This is a genomic window from Actinoplanes utahensis (genome assembly GCF_016862455.1).
Taxonomy (GTDB): Bacteria; Actinomycetota; Actinomycetes; order Mycobacteriales; family Micromonosporaceae; genus Actinoplanes; species Actinoplanes utahensis.
Genome location: NZ_BOMZ01000035.1, coordinates 23,829 through 45,764, shown reverse-complemented (window position 1 = coordinate 45,764; position 21,936 = coordinate 23,829). Strand labels below are relative to the sequence as shown.

The 21,936-nt window shown below is 71.4% G+C and carries 19 protein-coding genes; 11 read left to right on the top strand and 8 right to left on the bottom strand.

From position 1 onward, the window contains the following. Positions 1 to 140 precede the first annotated feature (140 nt). Complete coding sequence (locus Aut01nite_RS11955; RefSeq protein WP_052164600.1) at positions 141 to 5,333, bottom strand: Ig-like domain-containing protein; 5,193 nt, start codon at positions 5,331 to 5,333, stop codon at positions 141 to 143. A 111-nt stretch (positions 5,334 to 5,444) separates the two neighbouring features. Between Aut01nite_RS11955 and Aut01nite_RS11950 the strand changes: the two genes are divergently transcribed. From Aut01nite_RS11950 to Aut01nite_RS11940, 3 genes are read left to right on the top strand one after another with little or no spacing between them, the layout of a single operon-like run. Continuing rightward, positions 5,445 to 7,244: a glycerol-3-phosphate dehydrogenase/oxidase gene (locus tag Aut01nite_RS11950; protein WP_043533157.1), complete on the top strand. Its 1,800-nt coding sequence runs from the start codon at positions 5,445 to 5,447 to the stop codon at positions 7,242 to 7,244. Continuing rightward, on the top strand, positions 7,241 to 7,522 hold the full coding sequence (locus Aut01nite_RS11945; RefSeq protein WP_043533158.1) for a DUF4031 domain-containing protein: 282 nt from the start codon (positions 7,241 to 7,243) through the stop codon (positions 7,520 to 7,522). The genes Aut01nite_RS11950 and Aut01nite_RS11945 overlap by 4 nt, the downstream gene beginning before the upstream one ends. Then, on the top strand, positions 7,519 to 7,770 hold the full coding sequence (locus Aut01nite_RS11940; RefSeq protein WP_043533159.1) for a hypothetical protein: 252 nt from the start codon (positions 7,519 to 7,521) through the stop codon (positions 7,768 to 7,770). The genes Aut01nite_RS11945 and Aut01nite_RS11940 overlap by 4 nt, the downstream gene beginning before the upstream one ends. Before the next feature lie 40 nt (positions 7,771 to 7,810). Here Aut01nite_RS11940 and Aut01nite_RS11935 read toward each other — a convergent pair whose 3' ends face one another. Continuing rightward, positions 7,811 to 8,449 carry an HD domain-containing protein gene (locus Aut01nite_RS11935; RefSeq protein WP_043533160.1) on the bottom strand — a complete coding sequence of 213 codons (639 nt, stop codon included), beginning with the start codon at positions 8,447 to 8,449 and terminating at the stop codon, positions 7,811 to 7,813. Between the two features lie 29 nt (positions 8,450 to 8,478). Here Aut01nite_RS11935 and Aut01nite_RS11930 point away from each other — a divergent pair, with 29 nt between their 5' ends. Both Aut01nite_RS11930 and Aut01nite_RS11925 read left to right on the top strand, forming a co-directional pair. Continuing rightward, positions 8,479 to 9,585, top strand: a complete 1,107-nt coding sequence (locus Aut01nite_RS11930) for an FUSC family protein (RefSeq protein ID WP_043533547.1) — start codon at positions 8,479 to 8,481, stop codon at positions 9,583 to 9,585. 48 nt (positions 9,586 to 9,633) lie between these two features. After that, the gene (locus tag Aut01nite_RS11925; protein ID WP_236643181.1) at positions 9,634 to 11,094 is read left to right on the top strand and encodes a PrsW family intramembrane metalloprotease; all 1,461 of its coding nucleotides are present in this window, start codon (positions 9,634 to 9,636) and stop codon (positions 11,092 to 11,094) included. Here Aut01nite_RS11925 and Aut01nite_RS11920 read toward each other — a convergent pair. Continuing rightward, the gene (locus Aut01nite_RS11920) at positions 11,085 to 11,381 is read right to left on the bottom strand and encodes a GroES family chaperonin (protein WP_173476762.1); all 297 of its coding nucleotides are present in this window, start codon (positions 11,379 to 11,381) and stop codon (positions 11,085 to 11,087) included. The two genes, Aut01nite_RS11925 and Aut01nite_RS11920, sit on opposite strands and share 10 nt — an antisense overlap. Positions 11,382 to 11,534: 153 nt before the next feature. Here Aut01nite_RS11920 and Aut01nite_RS11915 point away from each other — a divergent pair, with 153 nt between their 5' ends. Beyond that, positions 11,535 to 12,791, top strand: coding sequence for an AI-2E family transporter (locus tag Aut01nite_RS11915; protein ID WP_043533162.1), 1,257 nt, complete (start codon positions 11,535 to 11,537; stop codon positions 12,789 to 12,791). 122 nt (positions 12,792 to 12,913) lie between these two features. Here the strand turns inward: Aut01nite_RS11915 and Aut01nite_RS11910 are convergent, their stop codons facing one another. The 5 genes from Aut01nite_RS11910 to Aut01nite_RS11895 form a co-directional block, all read right to left on the bottom strand. Then, complete coding sequence (locus Aut01nite_RS11910) at positions 12,914 to 13,249, bottom strand: DUF1416 domain-containing protein (protein WP_043533163.1); 336 nt, start codon at positions 13,247 to 13,249, stop codon at positions 12,914 to 12,916. 4 nt (positions 13,250 to 13,253) lie between these two features. Further along, positions 13,254 to 14,102, bottom strand: a complete 849-nt coding sequence (locus Aut01nite_RS11905; protein ID WP_043533164.1) for a sulfurtransferase — start codon at positions 14,100 to 14,102, stop codon at positions 13,254 to 13,256. Between the two features lie 176 nt (positions 14,103 to 14,278). After that, positions 14,279 to 14,356 carry an Ms5788A family Cys-rich leader peptide gene (locus Aut01nite_RS44780; protein WP_311772860.1) on the bottom strand — a complete coding sequence of 26 codons (78 nt, stop codon included), beginning with the start codon at positions 14,354 to 14,356 and terminating at the stop codon, positions 14,279 to 14,281. 67 nt (positions 14,357 to 14,423) lie between these two features. Next, positions 14,424 to 15,215: an LmeA family phospholipid-binding protein gene (locus tag Aut01nite_RS11900; RefSeq protein ID WP_043533165.1), complete on the bottom strand. Its 792-nt coding sequence runs from the start codon at positions 15,213 to 15,215 to the stop codon at positions 14,424 to 14,426. A 73-nt stretch (positions 15,216 to 15,288) separates the two neighbouring features. Next, positions 15,289 to 16,293, bottom strand: a complete 1,005-nt coding sequence (locus Aut01nite_RS11895; RefSeq protein ID WP_236643182.1) for a hypothetical protein — start codon at positions 16,291 to 16,293, stop codon at positions 15,289 to 15,291. Positions 16,294 to 16,568: 275 nt separating this feature from the next. On the opposite strand from Aut01nite_RS11895, the gene Aut01nite_RS11890 reads away from it, so the two are divergent. The 5 genes from Aut01nite_RS11890 (at position 16,569) to pstA (ending at position 21,926) form a co-directional block, all read left to right on the top strand. Continuing rightward, positions 16,569 to 17,285 (top strand): winged helix-turn-helix transcriptional regulator, encoded by a 717-nt coding sequence (locus tag Aut01nite_RS11890; protein WP_043533166.1) that lies wholly within the window; start codon positions 16,569 to 16,571, stop codon positions 17,283 to 17,285. 15 nt (positions 17,286 to 17,300) lie between these two features. Next, complete coding sequence (gene mshD, locus Aut01nite_RS11885; protein ID WP_043533167.1) at positions 17,301 to 18,188, top strand: mycothiol synthase; 888 nt, start codon at positions 17,301 to 17,303, stop codon at positions 18,186 to 18,188. A gap of 357 nt (positions 18,189 to 18,545) precedes the next feature. Continuing rightward, the gene (gene pstS, locus Aut01nite_RS11880; RefSeq protein WP_043533168.1) at positions 18,546 to 19,649 is read left to right on the top strand and encodes a phosphate ABC transporter substrate-binding protein PstS; all 1,104 of its coding nucleotides are present in this window, start codon (positions 18,546 to 18,548) and stop codon (positions 19,647 to 19,649) included. A gap of 47 nt (positions 19,650 to 19,696) precedes the next feature. Further along, positions 19,697 to 20,767, top strand: a complete 1,071-nt coding sequence (gene pstC, locus Aut01nite_RS11875; RefSeq protein ID WP_043533169.1) for a phosphate ABC transporter permease subunit PstC — start codon at positions 19,697 to 19,699, stop codon at positions 20,765 to 20,767. A 73-nt stretch (positions 20,768 to 20,840) separates the two neighbouring features. Further along, entirely contained in the window at positions 20,841 to 21,926 is a 1,086-nt protein-coding gene (gene pstA, locus Aut01nite_RS11870) for a phosphate ABC transporter permease PstA (protein ID WP_052164601.1), read from the top strand. Positions 21,927 to 21,936: the final 10 nt, after the last annotated feature.

Genomic DNA, 21,936 nt, shown 5'->3' with positions numbered 1-21,936 from the left:
GCGGGCCGCCTTCCGGCGTTTCACGCCGGCTGCCGCGGCTCTGCGCCTGCCCACCTTCCGGGTGGCCGGCGGTGACCGGCTCAAACGCCTCACCCTGCGGATCGACCCGTCCGGGACGATCCGGGAGGTCCAGTTCCCGATCACCGACCCGGCGGCCTCGGTCGACGCGATGTCGGCAGCGGTGCCGGGATAGCGGACATCGCGTACAGCAGGATCCCGAGCAGGGTGGTCAGGCAGCTGGCGACCGTCAGTGCGGTCAGGCCCGGACCGGTGACCGGCAGATCCGGCGGCTCCGGCGGGGCCGGGGGAGCCGGCGGTTCCGGCGGGGCCGGGACGACGGTGGGCGCCGGGGACACCGAAGCAGACGGTGGGCCGGCCGGGACGGTGGTGGGCCGGGCCGGGGGTGTGATCGGCACCGTGACCGGCGGAGCGGGTGAAGCCGGCGGGGTCGGCGTGACCGGCGACGGGGAGGCGGGGGCCGGCACGGTCACGATGATCGTGCCGAAGGCGACGTTGCCGTTCGCGTCGATGATCTCGTAGGTGAAGCGGTCGACGCCGGTGAAGCCCGGGTTCGGGGTGTAGGTGACCGTGCCGTCCGGGTTCACGCGCACCGTGCCGTGCTGGGGCTGGCCGATCCGGCCCACGGTCGCCGGGCGGCCCTGTTCGTCGGTGCTCGGCAGCGGGATCGCGACCGGGCTGCCGGGCGGGGTGGTGGCCTCCCGGTTCGGGGCGGACGGTGGTGGCCCGACGGTGACGGTCACGGTGGCGCCGGTCTCGGAGCCGTCCTCGGTCACGGCGGTGTACGCGAACACCGCGTCCCCGGAGAAGCCCGGCTCCGGCGTGTAGGTGACGGCGCCGTCGTCGATCCGGGCGGTCCCGTGGTCCGGGGTGGTCACCGCGGTGATCCGCAGTGTGCCGCTCGGGTCGAGGTCGTTGGCGAGCACCGGTACGGTCACCGCCCGGCCGTGCGGGGTGAACCGGGAGTCCGCCACCGCGTACGGGACCCGGCGTGTCACCGTGACCTCGACGACCGCCTCCGCGGTGCCGCCGTGACCGTCGCTCACCTCGTACCGGAAGAGGTCCTGACCCTCCCATCCGGCCGGTGGCGCGTAGCGGATCCGGTCGCCCGCCGGTGTCGCGGTCCCGTGCTCCGGTGCGCCGACGGCGAAGATGGCGAGGGTCTGGCCGGGGTTCTCGTCGGTGTCGTTGGCGAGCACGTCGATGTCGACCGGGTGACCGGCCCGGGCGGCCGCCGTGTCGCCGCGGGCCACCGGCGCGGCGTTGGCCACCCGTACCGCGATCCGGGCGGTGGCGGTGTTGCCGATCGGATCGCGGACGGTGTAACCGAACGTGTCCGTCCCGGTGAATCCCGCGCGGGGCGCGTACCGGACGGCACCGCCGGCGCGGATCGTGGTGTGGCCGTTCGGCGGCGTCTCGACGGCGGTCACCGTGAGCGCCTGTTGTTCCGGGTCGGTGTCGTTGGCGAGGGCGGTGACGTCGACCGGTGTGCCGGATGCGGTGGCCGCGGTGTCGTCCGCGGCGACCGGCGCCGCGTCGATGGTGAGCCAGACCGTGCCGGTGTCGCTTCCGCCGACGTCGTCGCGGACCAGGTAGTCGAAGGTGTCGGTGCCGGTGGCACCCGTGGTGGGGGTGTAGTCGACGCTGTCCCGGCCGGTCACGACCGTTCCCCGGGCGGCGGGTCCGGCGGAGCCGACGGTCAGCGGCTGGCCGGTGTTGGCGTCGGTGTCGTTGCCGAGGACCGGGAGCATGGTGGTGCCCTGCTGCCGGACGATGTACGTGTCGTCGAACGCCACCGGCGCAGCGTTGCGGACGGTGACCGTCACGACGGCCGTCTCGCTCGCCCGGTGCGGGTCCCGGACCGTGTACCCGAACCCGTCGATGCCGGTGAACCCCGGGTCCGGGGTGTAGGTGAGCGTCCCGCCGGAACCGGCGGCGATCGTGCCGTGCGCGGCGGCGGTCCAGCCGGAGACGGTCAGCTGCTCGCCGTTCGGATCGCTGTCGTTGGCGATCACGTCCACGGTGACCGGCGTGCCGGTGTCGGTGGTGACGGCGTCGGCCCGGGCCACCGGAACGGCGTTGACCAGCTCGATCGTCACGTTCGCCGCGGAGGTGCCACCCCGGCCGTCGCTGATCGTGTAGCGCAGTGTGTCCGTCCCGGAGTACCCGGTCACCGGCTGGTACGCCACCCCGCCGCCGCTGACCGTCGCGGTGCCGTGTCCGGGGGCGACGTCGACCGTCACCGTGAGCGGATCGCCGTTCGGGTCGTCGTCGTTGACCAGCACCTCGATCCTGGACTGCCGCCCGGTCGGCACGGTCACCGCGTCGTCGCGGGCGGTCGGCGCGGCGTTCAGCACGGTGATCGTGACGGTCGCGGTGTCGGTGCCGCCCCGGGTGTCGGCGATGGTGACGGTGAACGTGTCGGTGCCGGAGAAGCCCTCGGCCGGGGTGTAGGTGAGCGTCCCATCCGGGTTGGGCGTCACGAGGCCGTGCGCGGGCCCGGTCGCGCCGCTGACCCGCAATGTGTCGCCGTTGGCGTCCCGGGCGTCGGTGAGCACGTCCACCGGCTTCGCGGTGCGGTACGCCGTGGTCACCGCGACGTCCACGGCCACCGGGGCGGCGTTGCCGACCATCACCGTGATCCACCCGGTGGACGTGCCGTCGTGGTCGTCCTCGATCGCGTACCAGAATCTGACAGGGCCGGAGAACCCGGCGTCGGCCTGGTAGACGACCTTCGTGTCGGTGCCGGTGCCGACCACGGTGGCGGTGCCCGAGGACGGGGTGTCGGTCCCGGTGATGGTGAGCGGGTCCAGGTTGCTGTCGCTGTCGTTGCCGAGCGCCGGGATCGTCACGCTGCCCAGGTAGGGGACGGTCGCCAGGTCGTCGCTCGCGGTCGGCGCGGCGTTCGCCACGTCGACGAGGATCTGGGCGGTCGCGGTGTCCTGCCCGTCGCTGACGGTGTACCCGAGGACGGCCTGCCCGACGAAGGTGGCCGCCGGGGCGTAGGCGACAGTGCCGGTGCCGTCGATCCGGACCGTCCCGGCGCCGGGCTGCGGGCCGGTGACCGCGACCACGGTGAGCGGGTCGCCGTTCGGGTCGCTGTCGTTGCCGAGCACCGGGACGATCACCTCGGCGCCGGAGGCGGTGGCGTCGGCGTCGTCCCGGGCGACCGGCTCCGCGTTGGCGGTCCGCACGGTCACCGTCGCGGTGTCCCGGCCGCCGTCCGCGTCGGCGAGCACGTACGTGAACGTGTCGTTCCCCTTCCACCCGGCCGCCGGTGTGTAGGTGATCGTGCCGTCCGCCTCGACGATCGCCGCGCCGTGCCCGGGCGGGGCGCCGAGCGTCACGGTCAGCGCGGACGCCGGGCCGTCCGGGTCGCTGTCGTTGCCGAGCACCGGCACGTTCGCCGCCGTTCCGGTCATGGTGCTCATCGACTCGCCTGTCGCCTCCGGCGCCAGGTTGATCCGGAACGTGACGGTGTCGGTGTCGTTCGAGGCCAGGGCGTCGGATCCGGTCCCGGAGGCGGCCAGGGTGGCGGCCGGCTGTGCGGCGGCGGTCCCGGCGACACCGGCCGGGATGGTCACGGTGGCCGCGGTGCCCGGGGCGATCGGCCCGAGGGCGCACGTGACCAGCTGGGCGAAGACCGAGCATCCGGCGGGCAGGGCGCCGGCGCCGACCCCGGCGGGCAGGGTCAGCTCGGCGACTGCCGCGTTCTCCTGGGCGGTTCCGGCGTTGGTGACCGTGGCGACGTAGGCGACCGTGCCGGGCAGGGCCGCACGTTGCAGCACCGGCGGCTGCACGGTCAGGGCGGCGACCAGGTCGGTCCGGCCGGGCGCGACCGCGGTGGCGAGCGAGGCGGCCGGCCCGGTGACGCTGACGTTCGCGGTGTGACCGGTGTAACTGAGGTCGACCAGGCTGGTGATCGGGTATCCGGGTGGGGCGGCGGGGTCGATCTGGACCCGCAGGACGGCGTACGCCGTACCGCCGCTCCCGATGTTCCCGAGCGAGAGCTCGGCCCGTCCCGGCCGGAACGTGCCGCCGTCGTCGCCTGCCGCGTCGGTGACCGGGACGCCGCCGATCCGCAGCGACCCCGGCACGTACGTGGTCCAGGTCGGGATCGCGCCGGTGATCCAGGTGTGGTCCGCGGTGTCGTTGCCGTCGTTGCGGACGTCGATCCGGTACTCGATGACGTCGCCGGCGACCAGGTCTCCGCCGTTCACGTCGGTGCCGGTCACGGTGGTGGTCATCTTCGGGGCGTACAGGTCGATGGCGAAGCTGACCACGCCCGGGTAGTAGGTGTCGCTGGTGGTGTTCAGGGTGAGGGTCGCCGAGGTGGCCGCGTGTCCGAGCCGCCCGGTGGCGTCGAACTGGTCGATGTCGACGCCGAACAGGTTGGCCCAGCCCGGGCTGCGGCCGGTCACCGGCGTCCCGCCGTCACTCACCGTGCTGTTGAAGAAGTTGTCCGCCGGGTTGGCACCGTCGCTGACCGCCGCCCCGTCGAGCCGCAGCACGTCCCCGGACTTGCCGCGGTCGCCCTCGTAGACGACGGTGCCGATCTCGGCGCGGACGGTGCCGGCGTGCGGGGTCTCGAACCCGCCGACGGTGATGTCGACGCCGCCGGAGCCGCCGCTCACCGAGCCGTAGCCGTCGTACAGGCGCAGGGCGCGCAGGCTCTCGGCGGGATTGCGGTAGGCGATGGCCAGGGTCCAGCCGGCGAACCGGTCGATGCCGGTGCCGGCCTGGATGTTCGCGACCCCGTACACCCCGTTGCCGGCGCCCGCGACCAGCGCGGTCACGTCGGCGTACGCCTGATAGTTGGTGTCGGTGCCGCCGGCGTCGAAGGTCTTGACGGAGGTGACGGTCTGCCAGCCCGCCGTGGGGGTACGGAACAGCACCCGCCCGCGGTTCGCCGGCGCCGGGGCGTTGACGCCGGAGGTGCCGCCGTCGGTGTCCGCGCCCCAGTACAGCGCCGCGAACAGCACCGATCCGCCGGGTGGCAGCGCGACCGTCGCGGTGCTGTCGTTGCGGGTGGTCACGCCCAGGTCGCCGTCGGCGTCGGCGTTCGTCATCGCGTACCCGTTGTTGTCCTGCGACTCCCCGTTCGGCCGCTGGCCCTGCCGCGCGTTGAGGCAGTTCCCGAGCGGCGGGCAGACCAGGTTGGCGTTGCCGCGCAGCATGATCGAGCCGTTGGTGTTGGCCGCGTACCGCAGGGTGAAAGGCGAGGTGACCGCGGCCGCCACGGGCCGGGCCACCAGGGCGGTGGCGGCCAGCAGGGTGGCGTAGACGAGCAGAACCGCGGTCCCGGTCCGGTGCATGGCTCCGACGGTAATCCCGACTAAGTGGGTAAGGCTGACTATTCGTGGCATACCGGAGGTCAGCGACTTTCCCCCGCCGGAGTGACGGCAGTGGGCGCTAACGTGGGACGGGTGCGTGATCCCTCGGTCTCCCGGTACTCCGCCGGCCGTCTGTCCCCGATCCGACGCACCGCTGATCTGCGGCGGCTGCGTGACGAGCAGTTCGACGTCCTGGTGATCGGTGGCGGCGTGACCGGCGCCGGCGCCGCCGTCGACGCCGCCTCCCGGGGCCTCAAGGTCGCCCTGGTCGAGGCCCGCGACCTGGCCGCCGGCACGTCCAGCCGGTCCAGCAAGCTGATCCACGGCGGCCTGCGCTACCTGGAGCAGCTCGAGCTGCACCTGGTGCACGAGGCGCTGACCGAGCGTGGGCTGCTCGCCACCCGCCTCGCCCCGCACCTGGTCCGCCCGGTCCCGATCCTGGTCCCGCTGCCCAGCGCCGGCCTGCCCAAACGGGCCTGGCAGCGTGGCTACTACGGGCTCGGTGTGGCCGCCTACGACGCGTTCGCCGGGATCTTCGGCGCCGGCCGGGGCATGCCGCTGCACCGGCACCTGACCCGCGACGGCGCCCGGCACCTGTTCCCGAGCCTGCGCGCCGACCGGGTGGCCGGCGCGATCCGCTATTTCGACGGCCAGGTCGACGACGCCCGTCTGGTGGTCAACCTGGCCCGGACCGCGGCCAGCCTGGGCGCGGCCGTGGTGACCAGCGCGCGCGTCACCGGCTTCGTGCGCGAGGCCCGGCAGGTGGTCGGGGTCCAGGTGCGCGACCTGGAGACGCCCGACGCGGAGCCCTTCGAGGTGCGCGCGCGTACGGTCGTCGCCGCCACCGGGGTGTGGAGCGACGACATGTCGCGGATGCTCAGCGACGTCGGAGTACGTCCCGGCCTGCGGGTCCGCGCGTCCAAGGGGGTGCACCTGGTGGTGCCCCGCTCAGCGATCACCGGAGAGGCCGGGCTGATCCTGCGGACCGCCACCAGCGTGTTGTTCGTGATCCCGTGGGGCGGCCACTGGATCATCGGCACCACCGACACCGACTGGCAGCTCGACCGGTCCCATCCGGCCGCGTCCGCCCGCGACATCCGCTACCTGCTGGACCAGGTCAACGCGGTGCTGGACCGGCCGCTGACCACCGACGACATCGAGGGCGTCTACGCCGGGCTGCGCCCGCTGCTCTCCGGCGAGGCCGACTCCACCTCGAAACTGTCCCGCGAGCACGCGGTGGTCGAGCCGATGCTCGGCCTGCTGCTGGTGGCCGGCGGCAAGTACACGACGTACCGGGTGATGGCCGCCGACGTGGTGGACCGGGCGGTGTGGCGGCTCGGCGGCGCGGCCCGCCCGTCGCGCACCGACGAGTTGCCGCTGCTCGGTGCCGACGGCTTCGCCGCGGCCTGGCGGGACCGGCAGGATCTGGCCCGGCGGCACGGCGTCACGGCGGGCGTGGTCGAGCACCTCCTGGAGCGGTACGGGACCCTCACCGTCCACCTGCTCGCGATGATGGCCGCCCAGCCGGAGCTGGCCCAGCCGCTCGCCGGCGCCCCGGAGTACCTCACCGCCGAGGTGGCGTACGCGGCCCTCGCCGAAGGCGCCCTGCACCTGGACGACGTGCTGACCCGGCGCACCCGCATCTCGATCGAGACCGCGCACCGCGGCGCCGAGTCCGCCGAGCACGCCGCCGAGATCATGGGGGAGGTGCTCGGCTGGGACGCCACCGTCCGGCGCAAGGAGGTCGAGCACTACCTGGCCCGGGTCACCGCGGAACGGCAGTCGCAGACCATGCCGGACGACGCGACCGCCGACGCCGCCCGGATCGGCGCGCCGGACGTGCGCGGACTGGCCGCCGACCGGCGGGAGCCGCTGCTCGAGATCGACCTGTGATCCTCGTCGACGAGCCGCTCTGGCCGGGCCGGGGCTGCCTCTGGTCGCACCTGGTCAGCGACGTGTCGTTCGACGAGCTGCACGCCTTCGCCGAGATGCTCGGGGCTCCGCGGCGGGCCTTCGACCGGGACCACTACGACATCCCGGAGTTCCGGTTCCGCACCGCGCTGTGGCTGGGCGCCACCCTGCTGCCGTCCCGGGAGCTGACCGTGCGGCTCCGGGCGGCCGGCCTGCGCCGCCCGAAACACCTGGTCAGACGGGCGGGCGTACCCGAATGAGCAGGTTCCGCCCGCACTGGGCGCTGCGTCTGGCCCCGCACGTCGGGTGGCGGGTGCTCGTCCTGATCGGCGTGCTGGCCCTGGGTGTGCTGGGCCTGACGCTCGGCGACGCGCCGCGGGCGCTGGCCATCGCGTTCCCCAGCGTGCTGGGCCTGGCCGGACTCGTGTGGATCATCGTCAGCGTGGCGCCGATCCGGGAGCGGCAGATCGCCTCCTCTCGGCGCCGGGGCGGCACTCGCGGGCGTTAGGCGCTGTGTGGTGGACCCCGTGGGAGCCACCACACAGCGTCTAGGCCAGCTCCGCCAACTCGGCTTCCAGGTTCGCGCGGGCCCGGTCCTCCCACTGCTCGCGGATCGGCTCCAGGCGGTAGATCGACGGGAGTTTCAGCAGTTCGGTGAGGACCCGGGAACGGCCGCCGCGGAAGGCGTCGTCGGGGACGTGCGCGTACTCCCGGCGGATCGCCGCGGTGTAGGCGGCGTACCGCTCCGGGTCGGCGGCGAGGATCGACAGGTCCGCGTCGCAGAGCAGCTCACCGTCCGGATCGTCGTCCTCGGTGGCGTGCCCGGCGGTCAGGCTGACCAGGCGGGCCACCTCGGCGGCGGCCTCGTCCGGGGCGCCCAGGCTGACCAGCAGGCCGGCGGCAAACTCGGCGCTGTCCCGCTCGTTCGCGTCACCCAGGGCGCGCGGGTCGTACACGGCGTCGTGCAGCCAGGCCGCCAGGCGTACCCGATCGGGGTGGGGTGCCAGGTGAGCGAAGCGATCGACGACGTCGAGCACCGACTCGAGGTGGCTCACGTCGTGGTAGTGGCGTTGCGGCTCGGTCCAGCAGCCGAGCAGGTGTCGGGCGGCCGCGTCCAGGTCGTCGTCGCTCGCGGTGGCGCCGGCGCCACGCGCGGCGGAGCGGAAGGCCTCGGGCAATGATGTCACGTAGGCATCCTGGCACGTAGGTTGTGATCATGACCGTGGTCCTCTCCCGTGCCAGGGCCGGGCTGATGCTCGCGATCCAGGCCGGCCTGGCCGCCGGTCTCGCCTGGTACGTGGCGCACGACCTGTTCGGCCGCCCGATGCCGTTCTTCGCGCCGATCGCCGCCGTGATCGCGCTCGGCTCGTCGGTGGGACAGCGGCTACGGCGCACCTCCGAACTGGTGATCGGTGTCGCCGCCGGGATCGGCCTGGGCGACGGGATCATTCTGCTGATCGGCAACGGGCCGGTGCAGATCGGCGTGATCGTGCTGCTCGCGGTACTGCTGGCGACCGCGGCCGGTGGCGGGGCGGCGCTGATCGTGCAGTCCGCCTCCTCGGCCGTCCTGGTCGCCACCCTGACCACCGCGAACGGGCCGGTGTGGACCAGGTTCCTGGACGCGCTGGTCGGCGGCGGGATCGCCCTGGTGGTGATGACCGTCCTGCTGCCGCTGAACCCGCTGACCGTGGTCCGCCGGGCCGCCGATCCGGCGTTGCGGGCCTTCACCGACGGCCTGCACGATGCCGCCCGCGGGCTGGCCGCCGCCGAACCGGAGGTGATCCACGGGGCGCTGGAGCGGTTGCGGGCCGCGGAGGGCACGTTCGCGGCGTTCAGCGCGGCGATCGAGGCGGCCGGCGAGAACGTGGCGTTCGCCCCGGCCCGATGGCGGGCCCGCGGCGCCCTGGCCCAGTACGTCGACGGCGCGCCACAGCTCACCTACGCGCTGCGCAACGTCCGGGTGCTGCTGCGCCGGGCACAGACCGCACTCGACGACCACGAGCCGATCCCGGCGGTGCTGCCCGAGTCGGTACGGCACCTCGGCGACGCGGTGGAGTTGCTGCGGCAGGAGTGGGACCGGGGCATCGAACCGGTCGCCGCTCGGGAGCGGGCGCTGCGGGCGGTCGCCGAATCGGGCCGTGCCTACCAGGAGGGCGTCGGATATTCCGGCGGCGTGGTGGTGGCCCAGACCCGGACCGCGGTGGCCGACCTGCTGCGCGCCACCGGCGTGGAATACGCCGAGGCCACTCGCCAGGTCCGCGACGCGATCGGCTGGAGCACCCGCCCGCGCGGGGCACGCCGGAGGCCGGGCCGGTCCACATGATCGATGTGGGGCATGTCGGCCGGGAGCCGGGTGACTACGCTGGCGGACATGGCCGACGAACCAGCAGCCTTCAGCCCGGTCTCGGCGCCGCCGACCCCGCCTCCGCCGACCCTGCCCGCGCCCGGCCGCGCCGGATGGTGGCGCTGGGTGGAGATCGGCGGGGCGATCACGCTGATCGCGCTCGCGGCCATCGGCATGCTGATCTTCTTCGGTTACAACATCGGCCCGGCCGGTCTGGCGATCGGCCTGACCGCGGCGATCCTGCCGGTGCCGTTGCTGGCCAGCGCCTTCGTCTGGCTCGACCGCTATGAGCCGGAGCCGGCCAAATATCTGATCTACTGCTTCGCCTGGGGCGCCGCGGTGGCGACCGCGGTGGCGCTGATCGTCAACAGCGGGTCAGCGTGGCTCTTCGACAAGATCGGCCTGCCGGACGCACTGGTGGCGGTGCTGGTGGCGCCGCTGATCGAGGAGTCGATGAAATTCCTCGGCCCGCTGCTGCTGTTCTGGCGCCGGCGCAAGGAGTGGTCCGGCATCACCGACGGCATCGTCTACTGCGGGCTCTCCGCGCTCGGCTTCGCCATGGTGGAGAACGTGCTCTATCTGGGCGGCCACGGCTACGCCAAGGGCGCCGCCGACTACGGCCCGGCGACCGGCCTGCAGAACGTGTTCCTGATCTTCATCGTTCGGATCCTCTTCACCGGCTTCGCGCACCCGCTCTTCACCTCGATGGCCGGGATCGGGCTGGGCATCGCGGCGCGCTCCGGCGACCGCACGGTCCGGCGGCTCGCCCCGATCGCCGGGCTGGTCCTGGCGATGATCCTGCACGGCATCTTCAACCTGCTGCCGACGCTGTCCGTGGCCACCGGCGAGACCCTGATCATGTTGTACGGCTATCTCGGCTTCATGGTCCCGCTCTTCTTCACCGTCGTCGGTTTCGCGATCGCCTGGCGCAGCTGGGAGGGCCGTCTGGCCGAGCGGGTGCTGTACCCGTACGCCGAGGCCGGCTGGTTCGCCCCGTCCGAGGTCGCCGCGCTCGGCACGCTGGGCCGCCGGCACGCCGCCCGGGAGTGGGCCCGCCGGGTGGCCGGCCCGATCGGGCGGCGGGGCATGCGTGACTTCCAGTTCGCCGCGACCAAACTGGCCCTGCTCCGGGACGGGCTGACTCGTGGCCTGCCGCGGACCCCGGTGGAGATGGATCGGGCGGTCCAGGAGGAACGGGATCTGCTGATCGCGATCAGCGGCCACCGGTCGGCCTTCGCCGGGCGGGACCCGCAGACACCCCCGTCCTGGTGGGACGGGCGGCATTACCGGATCACCTTCCCGGACGGGGTGGTGCGGACCGTGGCGCCGCCGCCGGAGCCGGTCATGCCGGTCCCGATCGTTCTGCCCACGATGCCGGTGGGTTACGCGTCGCCGCCACCGGGTTACGCCGGTCCGCCACCGTTCGCTCCGCCGCCGGCCGATCCGTCAGCGCCGGTCGTGCGGCATCCGCTGCCGCCTCAGAGGTAAAGGCCGGTCCCGTCGGATTCGACCCGGGTGGCCGCGACCGCGTGCACGTCCCGTTCGCGCAGCAGCACATAGCCCCGGCCGTGCAGCTCCACCTCGGAGCGGTCGTCGGGGTCGAACAGGACGCGGTCGCCGACCACGATCGAACGCACGTTGGGGCCCACCCCGACCGCGGTCGCCCAGGACAGGCGCCGTCCCATCGAGGCGGTGGCGGGGATGACGATGCCGGCGGTGGAGCGGCGCTCGCCGTCGCCACCGTCCTGACGGACGAGGACACGGTCGTGAAGCATCCGGATCGGCAGTCCGGTCTCGGTACGGGTGTCGGCACTCACGTTGCAGACGGTACGCCGCCACGGATCAGCCACGTTCACGGGGAAGCCGATCCGGGCATTCGGGTACTAGCGTGATGGTCATCGTTCGTACAGGTCGAGGGGGTTAGGCGGTTGAACCGCTTTCAGCGGGTCAGGGACAACCTGAAGAAGGCCTACGACTCGGGCCGGGAGTCGGTGCGGCAGATGCGGGCCGAGCGCCCGGCGCCGGAGCCGGAGCGGTACGAGAACGAGTTCGTCCCCGTCCCGCCCGACCCGGAGATCGTGCACGGTTCGACGGCCAGCCGGGACGACGCGGACGTCCCGCAGCCGTTGCGGATCGCCGCGGCCTGGAGCTGGCGGCTGATCGTGGTCGGCGTGATCGGCTGGGCGCTGCTGAGGCTGGTCGGCATGGTCAGCATCGTGGTGGTGCCGCTGGCCATCGCCCTGCTGCTGTCGGCGTTGTTCGGCCCGGCCGTCGGCTGGCTGCTGCGGCTGCGGCTGCCCCGTTCGCTGGCCACCTTCCTGGTGCTGGTCGGCGGCATCGGCCTGCTCGCCGGCACGCTGACGTTGGTGGTCAACGAATTCGTCGCGGGCGTGCCGAAACTGACCGAGAACGCGAGCGCCGGCGTCCGGCAGATCCAGCAGTGGCTGCGGACCGGCCCGCTGCACCTCTCGGACGCTCAGGTGGACGAGGCGATCGACGCCGGCCAGAAGTGGATCAACTCGAACACCACGTCACTGACCTCCACCGGCATCGCCACCGTGGCCACCCTCGCGGAGCTGGTCACCGGCCTGCTGCTGGTCATCTTCGCGACGTTCTTCTTTCTGCGTGACGGGCGGGCCATCTGGCGGTTCATCGTCCGGCTCTTCCCGGTGAACGCGCGCTGGTCGCTCGCCGACGCCGGGGACGCCTCCTGGACCACCCTGGGCGCCTACGTGCGGGCCACCGTGCTGGTCGCCTTCATCGACGCGGTCGGCATCGGCATGGCGCTGGTGGTGCTGGAGGTGGAGTTCGCGTTCCCGCTGGCCGCTCTGGTCTTCCTGGGCGCGTTCGTGCCGATCGTGGGCGCCAGTGTGTCCGGGGTGGTCGCGGTGCTGGTGGCGCTGGTCGACGAGGGCTGGGTGGTCGCCCTGATCACGTTGGGCGCGGTCATCCTGGTCCAGCAGATCGAGGGCCACGTCCTCCAGCCGCTGATCATGGGGCGGGCGGTGTCGGTGCACCCGCTCGCGGTGATCATCGGGATCGCGTGCGGTGTGGTGCTGGCCGGCATCATCGGCGCGCTGGTGGCCGTACCGTTGATCGCCGTCCTGAACACCGCCGTGCGGCGGCTGTCCCGCCGGCGCCCGGAGATCCCGCCGCACGCCGAGGTGGTCACCACCGGCGTCTGAAACCCGGTCCGGCGGGTTGCCGGTGCTGTCTCAGCGACGCTGAGACAGCACCGGCAACCCGCCGGACGTAACGCGAAAGGCGGGACCCCGGCAAGGGTCCCGCCTTTTCAACAGAGCGTGGGTCAGGCGTTCGCCACGGTCAGCGCGATCTCGTTGACGCCACGCGTGACGTCGACGGCCAGCTCGCCGTTGCCGTGCCGGCTGAGCGCCCGCACGGTCCACGAGCCCGGCGCCGCGAAGAAGCGGAACACACCCTCGGGCGAGGAGACGACCTCGGCGGTGAACTCGCCGGAGCCGTCCAGCAGCCGCACGTAGGCGCCGCCGACGGCCTCGCCCTCGGCGTTGCGGACGAGACCGGTGATCACCGTCTCCTTGGCCAGGTCCACGCTGCTGGGGAGGGGCGCGGACTGGTCAGGGGCGGCACAGCCGGCCGCGACGTTGGCAGTCGGAGAAGTCATGTGATCAGGCCTTTCCGGGCTCGTCGCCGAGGGCGATCGGCACACCGATGAGGGAGCCGTACTCGGTCCAGGAACCGTCGTAGTTCTTCACGTTCTCCTGGCCGAGCAGCTCCTTGAGCACGAACCAGGTGTGCGAGGAACGCTCGCCGATGCGGCAGTACGCGATGGTGTCCTTGCTGCCGTCGAGGCCGGCCTCGCCGTAGATCTTGGCGAGCTCCTCGTCGGACTTGAAGGTGCCGTCCTCGTTGGCGGCCTTGCTCCACGGCACGCTGATCGCGGTCGGGATGTGGCCGGCCCGCTGCGACTGCTCCTGCGGCAGGTGCGCCGGGGCGAGCAGGCGGCCCGCGAACTCGTCGGGGCTGCGCACGTCGACCAGGTTCTTCACGCCGATGGCCTGCACGACCTCGTCACGGAAGGCCCGGATCTCGAGGTTCGGCTCCTTGGCGTTGTAGACCGTCTTGGTGCGGACCGGGATGTCCTTGGTGTACGGCCGGGCGTCCAGCTCCCACTTCTTGCGGCCACCGTCGAGCAGCCGGACCTGCTCGTGGCCGTACAGCTTGAAGTACCAGTACGCGTACGCCGCGAACCAGTTGTTGTTCCCGCCGTACAGGATCACGGTGTCGTCGTTGGAGATGCCGCGCTCGGACAGCAGGGCGGAGAACTGCTCCTTGTTGACGAAGTCTCGCCGAACCGGGTCCTGCAGGTCCTGCTTCCAGTCGATCTTGATGGCGCCGGGGATGTGGCCGCCGTCGTAGGCGGTGGTGTCCTCGTCGACCTCGACGAAGACGAGGCCCGGGGTTTCCAGGTTCTGCTCGGCCCACTCGGCCGAGACGAGTGCGGTGTCGCGACTCATCGATTCACTCCCTTGGAGATGGGTGATGGGAGAGTCAGCGCACGGATGTGTCGTCGCACTCCGCGCGGACCCAGGGGTAGGTGGGATCACGGGCTTGCTGTGCGACGGCGCCACTGCCGGGCTTAGAGATGCCCTGGGCTAGCTAGAAGAGAGGTGCTCAGCCTCGCGTGGCCCCGTCAGATGACGGGACGACACAGGCACGCGGCCACGCGGCACAGGTCGACCGCGCGCCGTTTGGTGAGCAACAGACTCATGTGGGCGACCCTACCAGCGTGCTCACGCTACGGAACAGTGCCGACCACGATCCGGGATCGAGTGAGGTCAGACACCCGCCGCCGCGAGCGACACATCGGTCGCCCCGAACGCCACCCGCAGGCCCTCCGGCAGCGGCTGCAGCGTCTTGAGCTGCAGGTTCATCGGCAGATCCGGCACCTGAATGTCGGGGAGGTCGCGTTCCAGCAGAGACGTCAGGCGGCTCTCGTCGATCGGGGTGTCCGGCAGGTCCGTGGCCGTGACGTCGGAGAAACGCACCCGAATCTTGCCGCCGACCACCTTCAGATCGATGACGGCGGAGACCGATACCTGCTGGGTCCGCGTCAGCGGCACCACCGCGGAGCCGACCACCTTCCCGTCCTTCTCGGCGAGCTTCAGCCCCTCCTGACCGGTCGCCTCGGCCAGCAGCGCGTAGTCGATCGTCCCGACGCCGGTGACCGACCCGGCCCGCACCTCGCCCTGGCCGGTGCGCAGCGCGTCGAGCGGGGCCTGCACGTTCTGCGCGCGGATGTCCAGCAGATCCATCCGGACGGTCTCGCCGGACAGCGCGGTCGCCCGGAAGTCGGGCAGCTCGATCCGGATCTCCTCGTACTTCCCGGCGAGGACCTGGGTGAGGAACGGGACGCCGGCGATGGTCACCACGGGCGGACTGCTGGAGGCGCTGCGGGCGGCGACCTCCTCGGCCACCTTGTCGGCCAGGATGTTCTCCGCGTACGAGTTGCTGAACCGATCCAGCACGGCGAGCCCGGCCCCGAGCAGGACCAGCAGCACCAGAACCACGATGAGAAGCCGGCGACCCCGGCGACGGCGGGGACGCTCCGATCCGTACACCTCGGCCACTGTTTCTCCCCTTGACGCCCGACTGCCCTGGAAACGTACATGCCCGGGTCCAGGGGCCAGTGAAACCGGTGGGTCAGGTGAGGTACCAGTGTGCCAGCGTGTACGCCGCGAACGCGGTGAGCGCGAACCCGCCCAGCGGGCCCTGCATGTGCCGGGCCAGCCAGAAGGTCGGCGCCTCCCCGGCCAGCCGGCGGCCCGCCTCGCCGAAGTTCACCGCCAGGTCGATCAGATGCGCGGCCACCGCGGCGACCAGGCCCAGCACCGCGCCCTTGGCGGGGGTGAACGGGAACACCAGATAGCTGCCGAGCACGGCCGAGGCCAGGGTGCCGAGCATGGCGCCGAGCACGATGCCGGTAGCGCCTCGCGGCACCTGCAGGGCGATCCGCGGTTTCGGGAAGACCGCGTCGGTGAGCCGGGCGACGAGCAGGGCCACCCCGGCGCCGGTGCAGCAGACCAGGATCGTCTGCGATCCGATCGGCTCCCGGGTCAGGACGATCAGGATGGCGTACGCCGTAGCGCCGCACACGATGATCAGAGTGGTGCGCCAGGTGTCCTTGGCACGCTGCCGGTCGCCGGCGCGGATCACCTGCGCCACCATCGTCGCCGCGAAGCCGCCGAGGGTCACCCACAGCAGCGGCAGCAGTTCACCCGGCTCGCCGGTCACCGCCAGGTAGTCGGCGATCAGCGCGGTCACCGCGACCACCGCGGCGGTCGCGGCCGCGGCCGGCGGTTGCAACGCCATGGTCCAGGCGAGCAGACCGAGCAACTGCACCCCGAAGAGCACGATCGCGTACGGCGTCCGGGCGCCGGGGCCGGTGAGGTGACTGCCCGCGATCAGCGCCACGGCGAGCAGCGCGGCGAAGCCCCCGATCGCGGCCGACAGCTTGGGCCGGACCGGGACGACCGGGATCTCCTCGAACTCCTCGTCGTCCTCGAGCTCCTCCGACGAGGGGGGTTTCTCCTCCTCGTCCTCCGGGACGGCGCTGAACCCGGCCTTGGCCCGGCCCGGGTTCATGCGCGCGACCTGCTGGGAGGCTTCAGCGTCCCAGGGGTCGTCGTTCGGCATCGAGGGGAACACGCCTGTGATCGTGCCAGAACCGGGTCCGTGGGCCCAATCGCCGCACCTCCACCCGCTCGGGTAAAAGGCTGGTTAAGGATCGGCTGTTCGGCCACCTACCTGGCGTTCTCTACATCACTTGCGAGTGCGACCCAGGTATCAGAGGAGATACATCGGTTAAGGTAATCGCAACCCACCCGTCGGTGACGCCGGGCCCCATTCTCCGGTGGCGCAGCAGTCGAGCTTCGCCGACCGGGTCACCCGAGCGGCACTTCGCCGCGAGGACGGAGGTGAGTGTGGAGATCCTTCTGCTGGTCACGGCACGTGCCGGTGAGCCTTCCGCCGTACTGCCCGCTCTGGACCTTCTGCCCCACTCGGTGCGCACCGCCCCCCGCGACGTGCGCACCCTGGTGTCCGGGCCCAGCCCCGACGCCGTCCTGGTCGACGCCCGTTCCGAGCTCTCCGAGGCGCGGGCCACCTGCCGCATGCTCCACGCCACCGGGATCGGCGTCCCGCTGATCGCCGTGGTCACCGAGGCCGGGCTGATCGCGCTGAACGCGGACTGGGGCGTCGACGACGTCATCCTGGCCAGCGCCGGCCCGGCCGAGGTCGAGGCGCGGCTGCGGTTGTCGGTCGGCCGTCTCAACAACGCGACCGCCGGCGCCGGCGGCTCGATCCGTGCCGGTGAGCTCAACATCGACCCGGACACCTACGCCGCGAAGCTCAAGGGCCGCCCGCTCGACCTCACCTACAAGGAGTTCGAGCTGCTGAAATTCCTCGCCCAGCACCCGGGCCGGGTCTTCACCCGCGACCAGCTGCTCCGCGAGGTCTGGGGTTACGACTACTTCGGCGGCACCCGCACGGTCGACGTGCACGTCCGTCGCCTGCGCGCCAAGCTCGGCTCGGAGTACGAGTCGATGATCGGCACGGTCCGCCAGGTCGGCTACAAGTTCGTGGTTCCGCCGTCCGGCCGCCAGCTGCCGGACAACGAGCCCGTCTCGCTGCCGGCTTGATCTAGAGTTCCCTCCATGACGTCACGAGAGCCGGTCCGTGTCACGGGCCGGCTTTCGTCGTCCGAGGTGGACGACGTGCTCGCCCTGGCCGCTGCCGCCGGGCACCTGGACGGCGTGCACCCGCTCTCCGAGGACGTGGTGCTGCGCGTGCGCGGCGATGTTCCCTACGAGGGCGTCCACCTTCTCTCCTACGCCGGCGACCGGCTCGCCGGTTACGCCTTCCTGGACGGTCCGGAGCGATCCGGCGAGCTGATCGTCCACCCGCACTTCCGGCGCGCCGGTGTCGGCTCCGAGCTGCTGGCCGCCGCGGGCGCCGGCCCGATGCGGATCTGGGCGCACGGCGACGATCCCGGTGCGGCCGCGTTCGCCGGACGCCACGGTTTCGAGCGGGCCCGGGTGCTGTGGCAGATGCGCCGCTCCCTGACCGAGCCGCTGCCGGACATCCCGCTGCCGGACGGCGTGACCGTCCGCGGGTTCCGTCCCGGCTCCGACGAGCAGGCCTGGCTCGGTGTGAACGCCCGGGCTTTCGCGCACCACCCCGAGCAGGGCCGCTGGACGCTCGACGATCTGCGGAGCCGGGAAGCCGAGCCGTGGTTCGACCCGGCCGGTTTCCTGCTCGCCGTCGACATCGCGGACACCCTGCTCGGCTTCCACTGGACCAAGGTGCACCCCGCCTCCGGCGACGAGCCGGCGCTCGGTGAGATCTACGTGCTCGGCGTCGATCCGGCCGGGCACCGCCGTGGTCTGGGCGCCGCGCTGAGCGTGGCGGGCCTGCGGCACCTCGCCGGGTCCGGCCTGACCGTCGCCGGCCTCTACGTGGACGAGTCGAACACCGCCGCCGTGAAGCTGTACCGGGGGCTCGGTTTCGAGGTCTACAAGACGGACGTGAACTACCGCCGGTGAGGCTGAGCCCCAGGTAACCGGATGGTCACCTGGCCGCAGCCCGTCGTTTCCGCCTCGTGGACTTTGCGTCGTCACCCCCGTTCGCTCGGTGACGAACCCGTTCCTGGATAACGGCCCGGACAAGGGGATATCTCGCGGCGGTAACGGGCCACCGGATATTTCCGACATGTCGAGTACAACTCGAGTGGTTCACCTTCCCGTCAACTTCAGATCAGGGGATGGCTACTCAGCGGGGTCGACGTGTTCACGCCTGGTTCATTTGGGGCCAGCGAGCCGGTCACTTCCCACTTTTAACTTTCCCCATGTGAGCCGGTGAGACACCGGCTGCAGGACACACCCCCACCCGAAGGGAAAACCGTGAAGCTCCAGCGGTCCGGACTCGTTGCCGGCATTGCTCTGACTGCGACCATCGCGCTCACCGCGTGCGGCTCCGACAACGAGCCGACCCCGGCGGCCAACGGCGGCTCCTCCGCTGCCGCGGGCGACTGCGTGAGCGGCAGCCTGACGGCTCAGGGCTCGAGCGCGCAGAAGAACGCCATGGACGAGTGGATCAAGGGCTACCAGGCCAAGTGTGGTTCGGCCGGCGCCAAGGTCGACTACCAGGGCACCGCCTCCGGCGCGGGTATCCAGGCGTTCATCGACGGCACGGCCGACTTCGCCGGTTCCGACTCGGCGCTGAAGGAGGAGGAGCAGCCGAAGGCGGACGCCAAGTGTGTCGGCGGCAAGGCCCTCAACCTCCCGATGGTGATCGGCCCGATCGGCGTCGTCTACAACGTCCAGGGCGTGGACGGCCTGCAGCTCTCGCCCTCCACCCTGGCCAAGATCTTCTCGCTGAAGATCACCAAGTGGGACGACCCGGCCATCAAGGCGGAGAACCCGAGCGCGACCCTCCCGTCCGCCAACATCGAGACCGTCCACCGCGCTGACGAGTCCGGCACCAGCGACAACTTCACCAAGTACCTGAGCAAGGCCGCCGAGGCCGACTGGACCTACGGCAACGCGAAGGCCTGGAAGGCGCCGGGCGGCACCGCCGTCTCGAAGTCGGACGGTATCGCCACCAAGGTGAAGAACACCGCCAACACCATCTCCTACGTCGAGATGTCGTTCGCGGAGAACCTGAGCCTGCAGACCGCGAAGATCAAGAACGGCGCCGGCGAGTACGCCGAGCTGAACGGCACCAACGCCGGCAAGACCTTCGAGAACGCCACGATCAAGGGCAAGGACGGCGACCTCGCGCTGTCGATCGACTACAACACCAAGACCCCGGGCGCGTACCCGATCGTCCTGGTGACTTACGAGATCGCCTGCAGCAAGGGCAGCGCCAAGGCCAAGGAGGTTCAGGCCTTCCTGAAGTACACCTCCAGCACCGACGGCCAGAAGGCTCTGGAGAAGGTCGGCTACGCCCCGCTGCCGGAGACCCTGCGCACCCAGGTCGAGAAGTCGGTCGCCTCGATCGCCTGATCCGACTTACCAAACGACGATCCCTCCGAACGACAGCGAGCGCGCAGATGGGTGACTACCCTTCCCGCTCGGTGAACGCCACCGCCGGCGACCTGGCCGCGACCTCGAGTCGCGGTCAGGGTGCCGGCTACGGCGCTTCCCCGAGCAATCACAACGAGCCCCCGCTCGGTGGCGGTGGCGCACTGCCGAAGAAGTCCCGCTTCTCGATCGAGACCGGCTTCCGGGCCCTGTCCACGGCCTCCGGCGCGATGGTCCTGGTCATCATCGTCGCCATCGCCGTCTTCCTGATCTACAAGGCGCTCCCGGCGCTGCAGGCCAACACCGGCCACTTCCTCACCCAGTTCGAGTGGAACCCGAACGACGCGACGCCGTCCTTCGGTATCGCGGCGATCGCCTTCGGCACCGTCCTCAGCTCGATCATCGCGCTGCTGGTCGCCGTGCCGGTCGCGTTGAGCATCGCGCTCTTCCTGTCGCACTACGCGCCCAAGCGGCTGGCCACGCCACTCGGCTTCGTGATCGACCTGCTCGCGGCCGTGCCCAGCGTCGTCTTCGGTCTCTGGGGCCGGGACGTGCTGCAGTCGCCGGTCCGCGACTTCTCGCTCTGGCTCAACGAATACTTCGGCTGGATCCCGCTCTTCGGCGGCAACGGCCCGTTCGGTCAGTCGATCCTGCTCGGCGGCCTGGTGCTGGCGATCATGGTGCTGCCGATCATCACCTCCCTCTCCCGCGAGGTCTTCCAGCAGACCCCGGGCATGAACGAGGAGGCGGCCCTGGCCCTCGGCGCCACCCGCTGGGAGATGATCCGGACCGCGGTCCTGCCGTACGGCAAGCCCGGCGTGATCGCCGCGGTGATGCTCGGCCTCGGCCGCGCCCTCGGGGAGACCATCGCCCTGGCCATGACCCTCAGCATCAAGTTCGACATCTCGTTCAACCTGATCGAGAACGGCGGTAACTCGGTCGCCGCCAACATCGCCAACGCCTTCGGTGAGGCCAACGAGACCGGCCGCGGCGCGCTGATCGCCTCCGGTCTGGTCCTCTTCACCATCACTCTGGTGGTCAACATGACGGCGCGGGCGATCATCTACCGCCGTCGCGAGTTCCGGGACAACGCCGCATGAGTGAGCGCAGCGAACGAAAGAGCAAGCACAGCCTCGATGCTCATGTCGGCACGGAGCGAAGCGGAGTGACGGCATGAGCGTCTTGGAGAAGCAGGTGCCCGGGGTCGTCATGACGCCGGACAACATCCGGAGCAGGAAGCTCCCGGTGGTGACGAACGTGGTCATCGCGGTGGCGGCGTTCGCCATCGCCGCCGCGATCGTGCTCGGTCTCGATATCGGAAACTGGGTTCTGGTCGCCGTGTTCGGCGCCGCCTTCTACCTGATCGGCCTCTCCGTCGTGGCGGGTCGCATCGAGGGCAAGCGGGCCGCTCGCAACCGGACCATGAAGGCGCTGATCTACACCGCCTGTGTGCTGGCCGTCCTGCCGCTGATCTCGGTGATCTGGACGCTCGTCACCAAGGGCCTGGCCCGCTTCGACGCCGACTTCTTCGGCAGCTCGATGAACAACATCGGGGCCCGGGACGCCAACGGTGGCGCGTACCACGCCATCATCGGCACCCTGGAGCAGGTCGGCCTCGCCACCCTGATGGCGGTTCCGGTCGGGGTGCTCGGCGCGATCTACCTGGTGGAGTACGGCCGCGGCAAGTTCGCCGGCACGGTCCGCTTCTTCGTCGACGTGATGACCGGTGTCCCCTCGATCGTCGCCGGCCTGTTCGTCTACACCTTCTGGGTGCTGGGCGTCAGCCCGATCTTCAACGACGGCCGTCCGCAGGCCTCCGGCTTCGCCGCGGCGATGGCGCTGGCAGTGCTCATGCTGCCGACCGTCGTCCGGTCCACCGAGGAGATGCTGCGCCTGGTGCCCGGACCGCTGCGGGAGGGCTCCTACGCGCTCGGCGTGCCGCAGTGGAAGACGATCCTCAGGGTCGTCCTGCCCACCGCGCTCCCCGGCATCGTCACCGGCATCATGCTCGCGGTCGCCCGCGCCGCCGGTGAGACCGCCCCGGTGCTACTGGCCGCCGGTGGTCTGGCCGCGATCAACTTCAACCCGTTCGAGGGTGGGCAGTCGTCGCTCGCGCTCTTCGTCTACCAGCAGGCCGGTGACGGCTCGAAGTTCGCGCCGGACCGGGCCTGGACCGCCGCGCTGACCCTGGTCGCGCTGGTGCTGATCCTGACCGTCGCCGCCAAGCTGCTCGCCCGCCGCAACAAGCTGTCCCGTTAAGAGGTGTCAC